At 72.0% G+C, this 13043-nt stretch carries 11 protein-coding genes; 4 read left to right on the top strand and 7 right to left on the bottom strand.

Annotation, left to right across the window (positions count from 1 at the left end; translation table 11 throughout):
• Positions 1 to 5 precede the first annotated feature (5 nt).
• Positions 6 to 1421, bottom strand: a complete 1416-nt coding sequence (locus tag ACIPFH_RS01480) for a glycoside hydrolase family 26 protein (protein WP_401821972.1) — start codon at positions 1419 to 1421, stop codon at positions 6 to 8.
• Positions 1422 to 1583: 162 nt separating this feature from the next.
• Here ACIPFH_RS01480 and ACIPFH_RS01475 point away from each other — a divergent pair, with 162 nt between their 5' ends.
• Together ACIPFH_RS01475 and ACIPFH_RS01470 are read left to right on the top strand one after the other, a co-directional pair.
• Positions 1584 to 2945 (top strand): ATP-grasp domain-containing protein, encoded by a 1362-nt coding sequence (locus tag ACIPFH_RS01475; protein ID WP_401821970.1) that lies wholly within the window; start codon positions 1584 to 1586, stop codon positions 2943 to 2945.
• Positions 2945 to 4189, top strand: a complete 1245-nt coding sequence (locus tag ACIPFH_RS01470; protein WP_401821968.1) for an NAD(P)-binding domain-containing protein — start codon at positions 2945 to 2947, stop codon at positions 4187 to 4189. The genes ACIPFH_RS01475 and ACIPFH_RS01470 overlap by 1 nt, the downstream gene beginning before the upstream one ends.
• A gap of 272 nt (positions 4190 to 4461) precedes the next feature.
• On the opposite strand, the gene ACIPFH_RS01465 is transcribed toward ACIPFH_RS01470, so the two are convergent.
• The 3 genes from ACIPFH_RS01465 to ACIPFH_RS01455 form a co-directional block, all read right to left on the bottom strand.
• Positions 4462 to 5361 (bottom strand): chaplin family protein, encoded by a 900-nt coding sequence (locus ACIPFH_RS01465; RefSeq protein WP_401821967.1) that lies wholly within the window; start codon positions 5359 to 5361, stop codon positions 4462 to 4464.
• A 106-nt stretch (positions 5362 to 5467) separates the two neighbouring features.
• Complete coding sequence (locus tag ACIPFH_RS01460) at positions 5468 to 5725, bottom strand: chaplin (RefSeq protein ID WP_401821966.1); 258 nt, start codon at positions 5723 to 5725, stop codon at positions 5468 to 5470.
• A gap of 308 nt (positions 5726 to 6033) precedes the next feature.
• Positions 6034 to 6444 carry a rodlin gene (locus tag ACIPFH_RS01455; protein WP_401821965.1) on the bottom strand — a complete coding sequence of 137 codons (411 nt, stop codon included), beginning with the start codon at positions 6442 to 6444 and terminating at the stop codon, positions 6034 to 6036.
• A gap of 227 nt (positions 6445 to 6671) precedes the next feature.
• Between ACIPFH_RS01455 and ACIPFH_RS01450 the strand changes: the two genes are divergently transcribed.
• Positions 6672 to 7082 (top strand): rodlin, encoded by a 411-nt coding sequence (locus ACIPFH_RS01450; protein WP_366881754.1) that lies wholly within the window; start codon positions 6672 to 6674, stop codon positions 7080 to 7082.
• 317 nt (positions 7083 to 7399) lie between these two features.
• Positions 7400 to 7807, top strand: coding sequence for a rodlin (locus tag ACIPFH_RS01445; protein ID WP_401821964.1), 408 nt, complete (start codon positions 7400 to 7402; stop codon positions 7805 to 7807).
• A gap of 90 nt (positions 7808 to 7897) precedes the next feature.
• Here the strand turns inward: ACIPFH_RS01445 and ACIPFH_RS01440 are convergent, their stop codons facing one another.
• From ACIPFH_RS01440 to ACIPFH_RS01430, 3 genes are all read right to left on the bottom strand, one after another.
• On the bottom strand, positions 7898 to 9394 hold the full coding sequence (locus tag ACIPFH_RS01440) for a von Willebrand factor type A domain-containing protein (RefSeq protein WP_401821962.1): 1497 nt from the start codon (positions 9392 to 9394) through the stop codon (positions 7898 to 7900).
• 141 nt (positions 9395 to 9535) lie between these two features.
• A complete protein-coding gene (locus ACIPFH_RS01435; RefSeq protein ID WP_401821960.1) occupies positions 9536 to 10390 on the bottom strand; it encodes an ABC transporter permease in 855 nt (284 codons plus the stop codon).
• A complete protein-coding gene (locus ACIPFH_RS01430; RefSeq protein WP_401821958.1) occupies positions 10387 to 13032 on the bottom strand; it encodes an alpha/beta fold hydrolase in 2646 nt (881 codons plus the stop codon). Before ACIPFH_RS01430 ends, ACIPFH_RS01435 begins: the two co-directional genes overlap by 4 nt.
• Between the last annotated feature and the right edge of the window lie 11 nt (positions 13033 to 13043).

The raw sequence follows: 13043 nt of genomic DNA, 5'->3' as shown, positions 1-13043 counted from the left end.
GCGGTTCAGTCGTCGTCCGACCACCAGTCCAGCCGGACGCACAGCTTGCCGCCGATCCAGTACTCGACCCAGTCGCCGAGGTCCATCGGGGCGCAGTTCACCGTGGGTTCGGGCGTGGGCGTCGGGGGCGTCGGCTCCACGGGCGGTTCGACGGAGGGATCGAGGGTGGGCTCGAGAGGAGGCGCCGGACTCGTCGGCGCCGTGCTCGGCTCGTCGGTCCGGCCGGCCAGCAGCGACCGGTAGACCTCGGACGACCGCGGGTTCCGCCGGCACTGCCACACGCCGTGCGGGCAGTAGTCGGTCACCGTGTTGTACAGCGGCTTGTGCTCGTCCATCCAGGCGAGCATGCGCCGCATGTACGCGGGGTTGTCACCGTTGCGGAAGAGTCCCCATTCCGGATAGGAAATGGGCTTGCCATGGATTCTGGCGAAGTCCACGTGCGCCTGGAGCCCGTAGGGTTCCTCCACCTGCTCGTCGAAGGACAGGCCGGTCGGCTGGTCGTAGGAGTCCATTCCGATGATGTCGACCGTGTCGTCACCCGGGTAGCACTGGGTCCACGCAATGGCGTCCTTGCCGCGGGTCGGCGTGAAGTCGAACCTGAATTCCTGGCCCGGCACCGACCGCATGGTGGAGACGATCCTGTTCCAGTACTCCTTCCAGGCCTCCGGGTCCGGCCCGCACCGATGGGTGTACGTGCTGCCGTTCATCTCCCAGCCGAGCACGATCACCGTGTCCGGCACCTTCAGCGCGACCAGCCGTTCGGCGAGAGCCCTGAAGTGGTGATCGAAGTCCCCGTCCGCCCCCTGCCGCAGCAGCTCGCGCACCTCGTCGTCCGGAACCCCGTCCTCGTTGCGCTCCGTCATGGGCACGTTCAGGACGAGCATCCGGTCGTCCTTCTCCAGCCGCCAGTCCGCCCACACGTCGAGGAAGCCGGGCGGGCCCTCGATGCTGCTCCACCGGTCGCCCGGCAGGTAGGTGTGGCCGACGCGCAGCTCCGCGCCGTCCAGCCACTCGCTGAGCTGGGCGATCCTGGCCACGCCCCGGGCTCCGTAGTCGAGGTAGGCGCCGAAGGCGGGGGCGCCCTTCGCGGGCTCGGTGGACGGGGTGGGGGTCATCGACGGGGTCACCGACGGGGTCACCGACGCCTCGGGAGCCACCGGTGCCGCCGGTGCCGCACTCGGTTCGGGTACGGCCGGTTCGGGTACGGCCGGTTCGGGCGCGGCCGGTTCGGGCGCGGCGGGGGCGGGGAGGGTCGCCGCGGCCGTCGGGACGGCCGGAGGGGGAGCGGGCGGACCGGCTGCCCGCGCCACCCCCGCACCCGCGGCGAATCCAGGACCGGACGCGAGGGCGGCCGACGCCGCGACCGCTGCCGCGACGACGGCCAGCCGTCGGGGGCGCGCGGGTCGCTGAGGTGGGGCCATGCCTGCTCCTTTCTCCACTCTCACGTAACGCGCGAGGGCAGCGCACTACTGACGCTTAGTCATATGAAAGTCATACGAAAAGGAACTACGCCACCGCCGTTACGGCTTTCGAGTTTCTTGATCGCCCATATCGGTGAACCGAAGTTAAGGACCCGGAAAAACATGCCCGAGTCACTCCTCGACACCCGCGTCCCCGCCGTCCTCCTGCGGATCGACCGGAATCCCTTCCACCACGGAACGCTGGGTGCCGTGCGCTCGCTCGGCAGAGCCGGAATCGACGTGCACGTGGTCGCCGACTCGACGGGAAGTCCCGTCGGCAGGTCGCGATTCGTACGCCAGTTGCATCCCCCGCCGCCACCCGGCGCCACCCTCGCCGACATCGCCGCCACCCTGCTCCGGGTGGCCGCCCGCATCGAGCGTCCCGCCGTGCTGATCCCGATGGACGACGCCGGCGCGGTCGCGGTGAGCCGGCTGAGCGAGGAACTGACACCCGCCTACCTGCTGCCGCAACAGCCCGGCCCGGTGCCCGAACGGGTCGCCGACAAGGCGGAACTGGTCAGGCTGTGCGCGGCGGCGGACGTGCCGCACCCGCTCACCGTGATCCCGGACAGCGCGGCACAGGCCGCCTCCGACGCCTGGCGGCTCGGCCTGCCCGTGGTGGCGAAGTGGAGCCGGCCCTGGCTGCTCCCCGCCGGTTCCGGGCTGCGCAGCACGGTCGTGGTGCGCTCCTCCCAGGAGGCACGTGATCTGTACCTGCGCACCGAGGAGGCCGGCAGCCGACTGCTGCTCCAGGCCTTCCTCCCACCGGGCCCGAACCGCGACTGGTTCTTCCACGGGTACGCCGACCGCTCCGGCGCGGTCGGCGGCGGCGGTCCGGGCCGCAAGCTGTGCGCCTGGCCGCGCGGCGCGGGACTCACGGCGGTGGGCGAGTGGACCGAGAACCCGCAGGTGCGGACGCTGGCCGAGCGACTCACCGGCGAGCTCGGCTACCGGGGTATCTTCGACCTCGACTTCCGTCGCTGCGGCACCACCGGCGACTACCACCTGCTCGACTTCAATCCGCGCCCCGGAGCCCAGTTCCGGCTCTTCACCGACGCCGCCGGACTCGACGTCGTCCGCGCCCAGCATCTGGACCTGACGCACCGTCCGGTGCCGACCGGCGTGCCGCAGCCGGGGCGGGCGTTCGTGGTGGAGAACTACGCGCCGCTGGCCGCGCTGCGACCGGTGCGCCGCGGCCGTGAGCTGGCCTGGCACGCGGGCGACGACACCGCTCCCGGCCGTGCCATGTGGGGCCTGTGGGGCGCGCATGTCGCCCGTCGGCTGCTCGGCAGGCTGCGCCGATCCGACGCCTCGGGCCCGGCCGGGGTCCGGACCCGCGTGGTCCGCCAGGCCGCGCCGCCGCCGTCGCCCCTGACCGGCCTGACCGGCCTGACCGGCCTGACCGAACCGTCCCCGACCGCGGCGGTCCCGACGGCGCCGACCCCGATCGAACCGACCGACGACGAGAAAGCGAGCAGCTGCTGATGTACGACCTGCTGGTGGTGGGCGCGGGCCCGTACGGCCTGTCCATCGCGGCCCACGCCGCCGCCGCCGGACTCGAGCTGCGCGTGTTCGGCCGGCCGATGGCCTCCTGGCGCGACAACATGCCCGGCGGGATGTTCCTGAAGTCCGAGCCGTGGGCCTCCAACCTCTCCGACCCCACGGCCCGTTGGCGTCTCGACACGTACTGCGCGACCCGGGGTGTGACGGCCCGGCACGGGGAACCGATCCCGGTGGCGATGTTCGCGGAGTACGGCCTGTGGTTCGCCCGCAACGCCGTCCCGGCGGTCGACGAGCGCACGGTGACCCGGATCGTGCCCCGGCCGGGCGGCTTCGAGGCGGTCACCGCGGACGGCGAGACCGTGCGGGCCCGGACGGTCGCCCTCGCCGTGGGCGTCATGCCGTTCGTCGAGATCCCGGCACCCCTGCGGGGGCTCTCCCCCGCCCTGGTCTCGCACAGCAGCCACCACGGCGACCTCGACCGCTTCCGCGACCGGGACGTCACGGTGATCGGCGGCGGCCAGGCGGCCCTGGAGACGGCCGCCCTGCTCGCCGAACAGGGCTCCCGGGTGAGGGTGCTGGCGCGCGCCGAGCGGCTGCGCTGGAACGATGTGCCGCCAGTCTGGGAGCGCCCGTGGTGGCAGTCGGCCCGCTCCCCGCAGAGCGGGCTCGGCCGCGGCTGGCGCAACTGGTTCTACGCCGAACGCCCCGGCCTCTACCGCAGGCTCCCGGAACCGACCCGGGCGCGCATCGCGGCGACGGCGCTCGGACCGGCCGGCGCCTGGTGGGTACGGGACCGGGTGGAGGGCTCCGTCGAGGTACGCCTCGACCACGAGGTGACCGCGGCGCGTGCGGTCCCGGGCGGGGTACGGCTGGACATGACCGGAGCGGAATCCTTCGAGACCGAGCATGTGATCGCGGCCACCGGTTTCAAGGCGACCCGTGACCGGCTGGCACTGCTCTCCGGCGAACTGCGCGGGGCACTGGCCACGGTGCCCGACGGTTCCGCCGCGGTGGGCCGGGACTTCGAGTCGTCCCACCCCGGGCTGTTCCTGGCCGGTCTGGTGACGGCGGCCGGCTTCGGCCCGGCGATGCGCTTCGTGTACGGCGCGAGCTTCACGGCGCAGACCCTCGTCCGGGGCGTACGGCGCCGACTGCGCACGGGCGTGCCGAACGGCGCGATCCCGACGCCGGGTCGGCACGGGGCGGCGGAGCCGGTACACCGCTGAGCGGGTCCGGAGCGGGGCGTGGGTGCGGGGCGGAGTGGGGCGCCGATGCGGGTGCGGGGTGGGGCGTGGGTGCGGGGCGGAGTGGGGCGCGGATGCGGGTGCGGGGTGGGGCGGGGGTGCGGGGCGGGGGTGCGGGGTGGGGCGCGGGTGCCGGGTGGGGCGCAGGTGCCGGGTGGGGCACGGATGCCGGGTGGGGCGCAGGTGCCGGGTGGGGCGCGGGTGCCGGGTGGGGCACGGATGCCGGGCGCGAGGGCGTCCGGCACCCGGCGCCTTCACCTACGGGACGCCGCCCGGCCTCGCCGGTACAGGAGGGCGCCGCCCGCGACGAGCGCCGCGCTGACACCGGAGGCTGCCAGCAGAACGGCGCTGTCATTGCCGGTGTGCGGCAACTCTGGCGGCGAGCTGTGCTCACCACTTGGGGAAGGCTCGGTGTACCCGCCGTGCGAGGGCGGAGTGCTGCCGCCGTCGTGCGGGGGCGGACTCGTGTGTTCCCCACCGGGCGAAGTACTGTCGCCGCCATCGTGCGGAGGCGGAGAGGTGTGACCACCACCGGGGGGAGTGCTCTCGCCACCGTCGGTTGGCGGACCGGTGTGGTCCCCTCCCGGCGGAGTGCTGCCGCCACCGGGCGGGGGCGGAGAGGTCTGACCGCCACCGGGCGAAGTATTGTCACCGCCATCGTGCGGAGGCGTGGTCGTGCTCCCGCCGCAGTTGTCGCCGTAGCCCCCGCAGTCTTCGCCCTGGCCGTGGTCGTCGTGCCCGGAGTCGCCGTAACCGGCATCCCCGTCGTCGGAGCCGCCGTAGTCGGCATCCCCGTCGTCGGAGCCGCCGTAGTCGGCATCGCCATGGCCGGAGTCGCCGTAGTCGGCATCGCCATGGCCGGAGTCATCGTCGTACGGTGCGCCGGGTGAGCGCTGCTCCCGTGCGTCCGAGTGGTTGGCACAGGAGTTGCCGAACGCCGGATCGAGGGCGGCGGCGACGTCGACCGAGTTGCCGCAGGCGTTCACCGGGACGTGCACCGGGGCTTGGACGGCGTTGCCCGACAGGGCCCCGGGCGAACCCTTGACGGTCCCTTCGGCGTGAGAGTCGGCGAGGGCGTTGCCGCCCGCGCACAGGGACAGGATGCCCGTCACGGCGGCGGCCGCGACCATTCCCCTGCTCAGGGTCTGTCGCAATCTCGTTGTCTTCCTGCTCGGAGAAGTGGGAAAAGCCGGCCCTGGACCACAGGAATGTCGTCCAAGGCCGGCCTCGATCCAGCCGTACGGCCGGGATGTCGCGTCGTCAGCCGTTGACGCAGACGTTGCCGCTGGTCGGGTTCAGCGCGGCGAGGACGTTGACCGAGTTGCCGCACAGGTTGATCGGAATGTTGATCGGGGCCTGGACGACGTTGCCCGACAGGACACCCGGGGAGCCGATGGCGGCACCGTTGGCCACGGCTCCGGGGCCGGGGCCGGATCCGGCTCCGGTGTCGGCGAAGGCGGGGGCGGCTCCGCCCAGGGCCAGGATCAGACCCGCGACAACAGCAGCGCTCTTCTTCATGAATTTCCCTTCTCTGCGTTCATGCCCAGATGACGGTCGAAACCGAGCGAGCGCAACTGGAACGGCTCGCACCATGACTTGCAGGCTGCAACAAGAGATAGACAGCCGAAGAAGCTTTTGAACGCGCGTCGCCAGCTGATTCACTCGAACGCCTTCAGGGAATCCACACGTAGGGCCTACCGAGGAAGAAACGCTTCTCCGCAGCAGCGAGACAAATGACGGAACGTCAGCGAGAACGCATGGTGGAAAAAAGCGGCCGGACGGCCCGCCAAAAGAGGACGGGCCGTCCGGCGGCAACGCCGGGGGCGTCAGTGGTTGGCCACGCCGTTGCCCGAGAGGGCCGAGATGTCGTCCAGGAGGTGCGACAGCGGCTCGTCGCCCTTGGCCTGGGTGCTGTTCTCGGCGCACTGCTGGTTCTGCGGGGCGGACAGGATCGGGACGTCCTGCAGCGCCGCGACGCCGACGGCGCCGATCGCGGCGACGTTGGCCTTCAGCGGCAGACCGACGCACAGCTTGTTGAGAGTGCCCTGGACCAGAGTGGCCTGCGGGCTCAAGTCACCCTTGGTCACCGAGTTGCCGAACGCCTCGCGCGCGCCGTTGCCGCTGGCGGAGGTGGTGCCCGCATCGTCCCCGATGGCAAGCGCCTGAGGCGCGACCGCCGCCGACACGCCGATGACGGATGCGGCGACCGCGGCCGCGGCCATTGCCTTCTTCAGCATTTCGCTCTGTCCTTTCCCTGCCCTGGCTCCGACGCCAAGACCATGTGTCTGCCCCGGCTCAACCCGGTGCGCAGGGAATGGTTGCGGCACTTCACCCGATAGAAGCTCACATTTTTCGGGAGCCCGACAGGAATAGGCCATCGGAGTGAAGATGAGCAACCGAAATCCGTGGAATCAGTTGGTCAGGTCGCTCCGATGGACGGGGTTCATCCAGAAGGGACCAGTAAGTGATCAAGAGGGTAATGGCCACCGTCGCGGTTGCCGCATCCGTCATCGGTGCCTCGGCCGCCGCCGCCGTTCCGGCGCTCGCCATCGGCAACGACAGTGGCACCACCTCCGCCAGCGGCAACGGCGCCAGCCAGTCGTTCGGCAACTCGGCCACCTTCGGCAACATGAGCCCCCAGTTGGCGCTCGTCCAGGGGTCCTTCAACAAGCCCTGCATCGGCCTGCCCGCCAAGCTCAACCTCGGCGGGGCCGGTCTCATCGGCGTCGCGGCGCTCCAGGACGTGCCGATCCTGTCCGCCCCGCAGAACCAGCAGTGCGTCGAGAACAGCACCCAGGCCAAGGGCGACGAGCCGCTGTCGCACATCCTGGACGACATCTCGGCCCTCTCGGGCAACGGCGCGGCCAACCACTGAGCCGACGCACCGGGTTCAATTCCTGAGCCCCGCGGTGGTTTCTCCACCCGAGCAGCGGGCCGCCGAATCCTCGGCGGCCCGCTGTTCCGGCATGTGACGCGTGACGGTGAAGAGAATCCAGACCGCAGAACCCGCCGACCGTCCTCGACAGCACGACGCCGGAGCCCGGGAGCGCGTCCGCGTGCCGGTGAGGGGCGCACGACCGTCACGCGCGATGCGCTACGCCGATCGGGGCAAAGCGCGCAACTCCTGGCGGGGTCGGGCCGTTGATGATCACGCAGCTCCTCCCCGGAGCGCGCCTTTCGAAGGGAACGAAAATGAAGAAGCTGTGGGCAACCGTGGCTGTCGCCGCCTCCCTGGCCGGTGTCGCGCTCGCCGCCGCCCCGCAGGCCATGGCCATCGGCGACGACAGCGGCACCACCTCCGCCAGCGGCAACGGTGCCTCTTCGGAGTTCGGCAACTCGGCCACGTTCGGAGACATGAGCCCGCAGCTCTCGCTGGTCCAGGGTTCGCTGAACAAGCCGTGCGTGGGTCTGCCGCTGAAGGCCAACCTCGCCGGGATCGGCCTCGTCGGCGTCGCGGCGCTCCAGGACGTCCCGATCCTGTCCGCCCCGCAGAACCAGCAGTGCGTCGAGAACAGCACCCAGGCCAAGGGCGACGAGCCGCTGTCGCACATCCTGGACGACATCTCGGTCCTGGCGGGCAACGGCGCGGGCAACGGCTGAGCCTCGGCCTGACGTACCGCGACGGCGGGTCACCGGTTCTCCGGTGGCCCGCCGTTTCGCGTGTCGCCGACGGTGTCGGCTGCGTCGGTACTAGAGGTCGAGTCGGCTTGCGTCCGCGATGGCGTCCGCGAGGTCGCGGACCTCCTCGTCCTCGGTCTTCCTCGCCAACTCATCCGCAGTTTCCCCGAGTTCGCCCAACGTGGGGGCGTCCGGCAGCGGGGTCTCCGGGCGGCGCAGGGCGTCGGCGAAGTAGGCGGCCGTCGTCGTGACCCGGAAGCGGAGGGATGCGTCGGTGAGGTCGTCGTGCAGGGCGCCGGTCTCCAGTTGACCGGAGGTCTCGTGCGGGGTGCGGGTGTCGGGGTCGAGCCAGCGGACGGTGGCGGTGGCGAGGTGGCCGTCGGCGCCCGCCCTGGTGCGGACGGCGTAGAGGGCGGTGACGGTGTGGCCGGGGCCGACCTCGCCGCCGTCCACGCGGTCGTCGCGGAAGTCGTCGTCGGCGACCCGGCGGTCGTCGTAGCCGATCAGACGGAACTCGGCGACCGTCCCGGGGTCGAAGGCGACCTGGGCCTTGGCGTCGCGGGCGGTCAGGTCGAGGTTCTGCGCGAGGTCGGTGGAGAAGACCTTGGTCGCCTCGTCCTCGGTAGAGACGTAGGTGGTGTGGCCGTCGCCCTTGTCGGCGAGGCGTTCCATCAGTGCGTCGCCGTAGTCGCTGCCGACGCCGACGCCGAAGAGGGTGATGCCGTGTTCGCGGCGGGCGGTGTCGATGCGGTCCAGGATGGAGTCGGCGTCCGTGTCGCCGGTGTTGGCGAGGGCGTCGGAGACCAGGACGACCCGGTTCGTGGCACCCTCGCGCATGCCCTCGACGGCGGTGGCGTAGCCGGTCTCGACACCGGCGCCGAGGTTGGTGGAGTCGGTGGGTTCCAGGCCGCTGACGGCCTGGTGGACGCGGTCGCGGTGGTCGCCGAGGCGAGTCATCGGCAGGACGGTCTCGGCCTCGCCGCTGAAGGTGACGATGGCGACGGAGTCGTCGTCGCGAAGGCGGTCGGTCATCGTGCCGAGGGAGGACTTGGCGAGATCCAGGCGGCCGGGTCCCCCCATCGAGCCGGACACGTCGATGACGAAGGTGAGGGCGGCCGGCGGGCGTTCGCCCGACTTGCCGGCCGTGCGGGTGGCCAGGCCCACGCGGACCAGGGACCAGTCGTCGTCGCCGGTGCGGGCGCCGTCGACGGTGACCGAGAAGCCGTTGCCGTCGGGGCGTTCGTAGTCCTGGCGGAAGCTGTTGACGAATTCCTCGGGGCGGATCGTCGAGGGGTCCGGGCGCTGTCCCTCCGTGAGGGTGCGGCGGGCGTAGCCGTACGAGGCGGTGTCGACGTCGAGGGCGAAGGTGGAGAGGTGGTCGGGGGCGGCCGTCCTGCCGTTCTCGTCCGCGCGGGGAGCGCTCGGCGCGGGGAAGGCATCGCTGCCGCGTGCCGCTCCGTCCGAGGCCTCGCCGCCGGAGTCGCCCGCGCCGCATCCGGTGAGCAGCAGTGCCGTGGCCGCCGCGGTGGCGAACATTCGTGGTACCCGCTGTGTCCGGTGTGTCTTCATGTGCCGTGCCCCCTGTGTCCGTCGACGTATGTGACTGTGACGGGACAGGGGGCCGGAACGTGCGACACGGGGTGTTGCGGATCAGTCTCGAACAGGGCACGAGGGCGGGCCTTCGAGACCGGTGGGTGACCCTCCGGTGACCTAGGACACCACGTCCTTGCGGGCGAAACCCCGGAAGGCCAGGGCGAACAGGACCAGGGCGTACGTCACGGAGACGGCGGTGCCCTGGATCATGCCCGACCACTCCGGGGTGGGCTGGACGGCGTCGGCCCAGGCGAACTGCCAATGCGCGGGCAGGAAGTCGCGCCAGTCGCCGAGGGCGGTGACGGCGTCCAGGACGTTTCCGACGATGGTCAGGCCGACCGCGCCGCCGACCGCGCCGAGGGGGGCGTCCGTCTTCGTCGACAGCCAGAAGGCGAGCCCCGCGGTGACCAGTTGGGAGACGAAGACGTACGCGACCACGATCACGAGCCGCTGGGCCGCGGTGCCCGGGGCGAGCGCGCCGCCGGTGGGCAGCTCCAGGGGGCCCCAGCCGTAGGCCGCGATGCCGACGGCGAGGGCGACGACCGGCAGCAGGACCATCGCTGCCAGGCTGAGACCGAGGCCGACGACGAGCTTGGACCACAGCAGCCGGGCCCGCGGCACGGGGGCGGCGAGCAGGTAGCGCAGCGAGGACCAGCCGGCCTCCGAGGCGACCGTGTCCCCGCAGAACAGGGCGACCGGGATGACCAGGAGGAAGCCCGCGGACACGAACAGGTTGACCGCGGCGAAGTTGGCGCCGGACGCCGTCGCCGTGTCCATCAGCGACACCTGGCCGTTGCGGCCGCCGGGTTCGCCGCCGATCGCGAAGGCGATGACGAGGACGAACGGCAGGACGGCGAGGATGCCGCCCATGACCAGCGTGCGGCGGCGCTTGAGCTGGCGGACCAGCTCGACGCGCAGCGGCAGCGTACGGCCCGCCTGGTAGCCGGAGGCGACCTCGGTGAGCGTGCTCATGCGGAACCTCCGATCAGGGTGAGGAAGGCGTCCTCGAGGCGGCGGTGCGGGCCGACCGCCTGCACCGGCACGTCCAGCCGGACGAGTTCGGCGACCAGGCGCTGAGCGCTGCCGTCGGCGTCCAGGCGGACCAGCAGGCCCTCGTCGGTGGGCGCCGCGGAGACCACGCCAGGCAGTGCTGCGATCTTCTCCACGACCGGCTCCTCCACGGGGGTCGCGGTGCCCACCAGGAGGGTGTCGCCCGAGCCGACGATCTCGGCGACCGGGCCCGCCTGCACCAGCCTTCCGCGGTCCATGACCACGAGGTGCGTGCAGGACTGCTCGACCTCGGACAGGAGGTGGCTGGAGACGATGACCGTGCGGCCGGCCGCCGCGTACCCGATCATCACCTCGCGCATCTCGCGTATCTGAGGCGGGTCGAGTCCGTTGGTCGGCTCGTCGAGGATGAGCAGGTCCGGCAGGCCGAGCATGGCCTGGGCGATGGCGAGGCGCTGGCGCATGCCCTGGGAGTAGGTGCGTACCGCGCGGGCGAGGGCGTCGCCGAGGCCGGCGATCTCCAGGGCCTCGTCCAGGTGGGCGTCCTGGGCGGGGCGGCCGGTGGCCTGCCAGTACAGCTCCAGGTTCTCCCGGCCGGAGAGGTGTGGGAGGAAGCCGGCGCCCTCGACGAAGGAGCCGACGCGGGAGAGGACGGGCGAGCCCGGCCGGATGGCATGGCCGAAGACCCGGATCTCGCCGCCGTCGGGCGTGATCAGGCCCATCAGCATGCGCAGGGTCGTCGTCTTGCCCGCGCCGTTCGGGCCGAGGAGTCCGAGGACCTGGCCCTTCTCGACGCGGAAGGACAGGTCGCGGACGCTGTAGCGGTCACCGTTCGCGTACTTCTTGCTCAGGTCGGTGATCTGGAGCGGGACCTCTGCGAGCGCGGGGTCGGGGGCCGGGGTGGCGGTACGGCGGCGGGCCGTCAGCAGCAGCGCCAGGGCGATCGCCGCGCCCGTGAGGGGCAGCCACCACACCCAGGACGGGAGCGGGGCGGCGGCGGTCGTCACGGCGGGGGCGGTCGGGACCTTCAGGTCGCCCTTCATGGAGACGGTGTACGTCGCCGGGGTCATCGGGGAGGCGTAGCCGAGGTCGGTGGAGGCGAGGACCAGGCGCAGGCGGTGGCCTTCCTCCACCTTGTGGTCGATCGCCGGGAGCGTGATCGTGACGTCCTTGCCGGCCTTGGCGCCCTCGACGCGGACCGGGGTGACGAGCTGGGAGGGCAGCACCTGGTTGCCGCGGGCGCTGACGTCGTAGACCTTGGCGAAGAGGACGGCGGTGTCGGACGTCGACTTCACGTGGACGGTGACCGTCGGGGAACCGGTGACGCGCAGGTCGCCGGTGACCGGGACGGAGTCGAAGGCGGCGTACTGGCCGGGGAAGTCGAGGGAGACGCCGACGCCGAGGGAGGAGAGCTGGGAGAGACCGCCGCCGCCGAGTCCTGGCAGGGCCGAGACGGCGGGCGGGCTGGCGCCGGGCGGGTTGGTGAAGGACTGCTCCTCGCGGCGGCCGGTCAGCGGGAACGAGCGTTCGCCGTTCTCCAGGCCGGGGTAGCTGTCCGCGTCGGCGCCCCTGAGCTGGGCGGCGCCGTCGGTGGAGTCGACGCCTCCGGTGCGGGTGACGCGGAAGGCGGGGCCGGTGTCTGCGGCCTTGTCGTCCTTGAGGTAGCGGTCGAACCAGCCACGCACGCGTGCCTGGACGCGAGCGCCCTCCATGTCGCCGCCGTCGTGGCCGCCCGCGATCCAGTCGACGTCGACGGGGGCGCCGTTGGCACGGATCGCCTTCTCGGCCGCGTCGGACTGGGCGAGGGTGAAGAGGGAGTCGGTCTGGCCCTGGAGAAGCAGGGTGGGGACCTTGATGCGGTCGGCGACGGCGGACGGCGAGCGCTCCTCGAGGAGCTCGCGGGCGGCGGTGTCGGGAGTGCCGGATTCGGCGACGCGCTCGTACATCGCGGCCAGCGCGGGTTCGAAGTGGGCGGCGCCACCGCCCGTGTTGAAGAAGATGCCGGCCCACAGCTTCTTGAACACGCCGTCGGGGAACAGGGCGTCCGCGAGGTTCCAGTAGGTGATCGCGGGGGCGATGGCGTCGACGCGGTCGTCGTACCCGGCGGCCAGCAGGGAGATCGCGCCGCCGTAGGAGGCGCCGGCCACGCCGACCCGCGGGTCGCCGGTCCTGTCGAGCTGTACCTGGGGCTGCTCGGCGAGCCAGTCGATCAGCCCGGAGACGTCGGCGACCTCGCCCTTCGGGTCGTTCAGCCCGATCTTGCCGGTCGATTCGCCGAAGCCGCGCGCCGACCAGGTCAGGACCGCGTACCCGTCGCGGGCGAGGTCCTCGGCCTGCTGGCGTACGTCGTCCTTGGTGCCGCCGAAGCCGTGTCCGAGGAGGACGGCGGGGCGGCGGCCGGCCGCGCCGGAGGTGAAGTAGGAGGTGTCCAGGCGTACGCCGTCCACCGCCATGACCCGGTCGGCGCGGTGCACCGCGGGCGTGTCGTCGTCGGAGGCGACGGCCGTCCAGGTACCGGCACCGGCGAGTACGACCACGGCGGCCACGGCGGAGACGATCCGTCGCGGCCGCCGTGGTCCTCGCAGACCGGGCAGTCGAAGATCCATGCTTCAACCGT

This window comes from Streptomyces sp. NPDC088157, from assembly GCF_044741545.1.
Taxonomy (GTDB): Bacteria; Actinomycetota; Actinomycetes; order Streptomycetales; family Streptomycetaceae; genus Streptomyces.
This window is presented reverse-complemented; position numbering and strand designations above follow the sequence as displayed.

Coding starts and splice junctions, on each gene's coding strand:
- ACIPFH_RS01430 (WP_401821958.1), bottom strand. CDS start 13,032: ATGGATCTTCGACTGCCCGGTCTGCGAGGACCACGGCGGCCGCGACGG.
- ACIPFH_RS01480 (WP_401821972.1), bottom strand. CDS start 1,421: ATGGCCCCACCTCAGCGACCCGCGCGCCCCCGACGGCTGGCCGTCGTC.
- ACIPFH_RS01455 (WP_401821965.1), bottom strand. CDS start 6,444: ATGCTGAAGAAGGCAATGGCCGCGGCCGCGGTCGCCGCATCCGTCATC.
- ACIPFH_RS01445 (WP_401821964.1), top strand. CDS start 7,400: ATGAAGAAGCTGTGGGCAACCGTGGCTGTCGCCGCCTCCCTGGCCGGT.
- ACIPFH_RS01440 (WP_401821962.1), bottom strand. CDS start 9,394: ATGAAGACACACCGGACACAGCGGGTACCACGAATGTTCGCCACCGCG.
- ACIPFH_RS01435 (WP_401821960.1), bottom strand. CDS start 10,390: ATGAGCACGCTCACCGAGGTCGCCTCCGGCTACCAGGCGGGCCGTACG.
- ACIPFH_RS01475 (WP_401821970.1), top strand. CDS start 1,584: ATGCCCGAGTCACTCCTCGACACCCGCGTCCCCGCCGTCCTCCTGCGG.
- ACIPFH_RS01470 (WP_401821968.1), top strand. CDS start 2,945: ATGTACGACCTGCTGGTGGTGGGCGCGGGCCCGTACGGCCTGTCCATC.
- ACIPFH_RS01460 (WP_401821966.1), bottom strand. CDS start 5,725: ATGAAGAAGAGCGCTGCTGTTGTCGCGGGTCTGATCCTGGCCCTGGGC.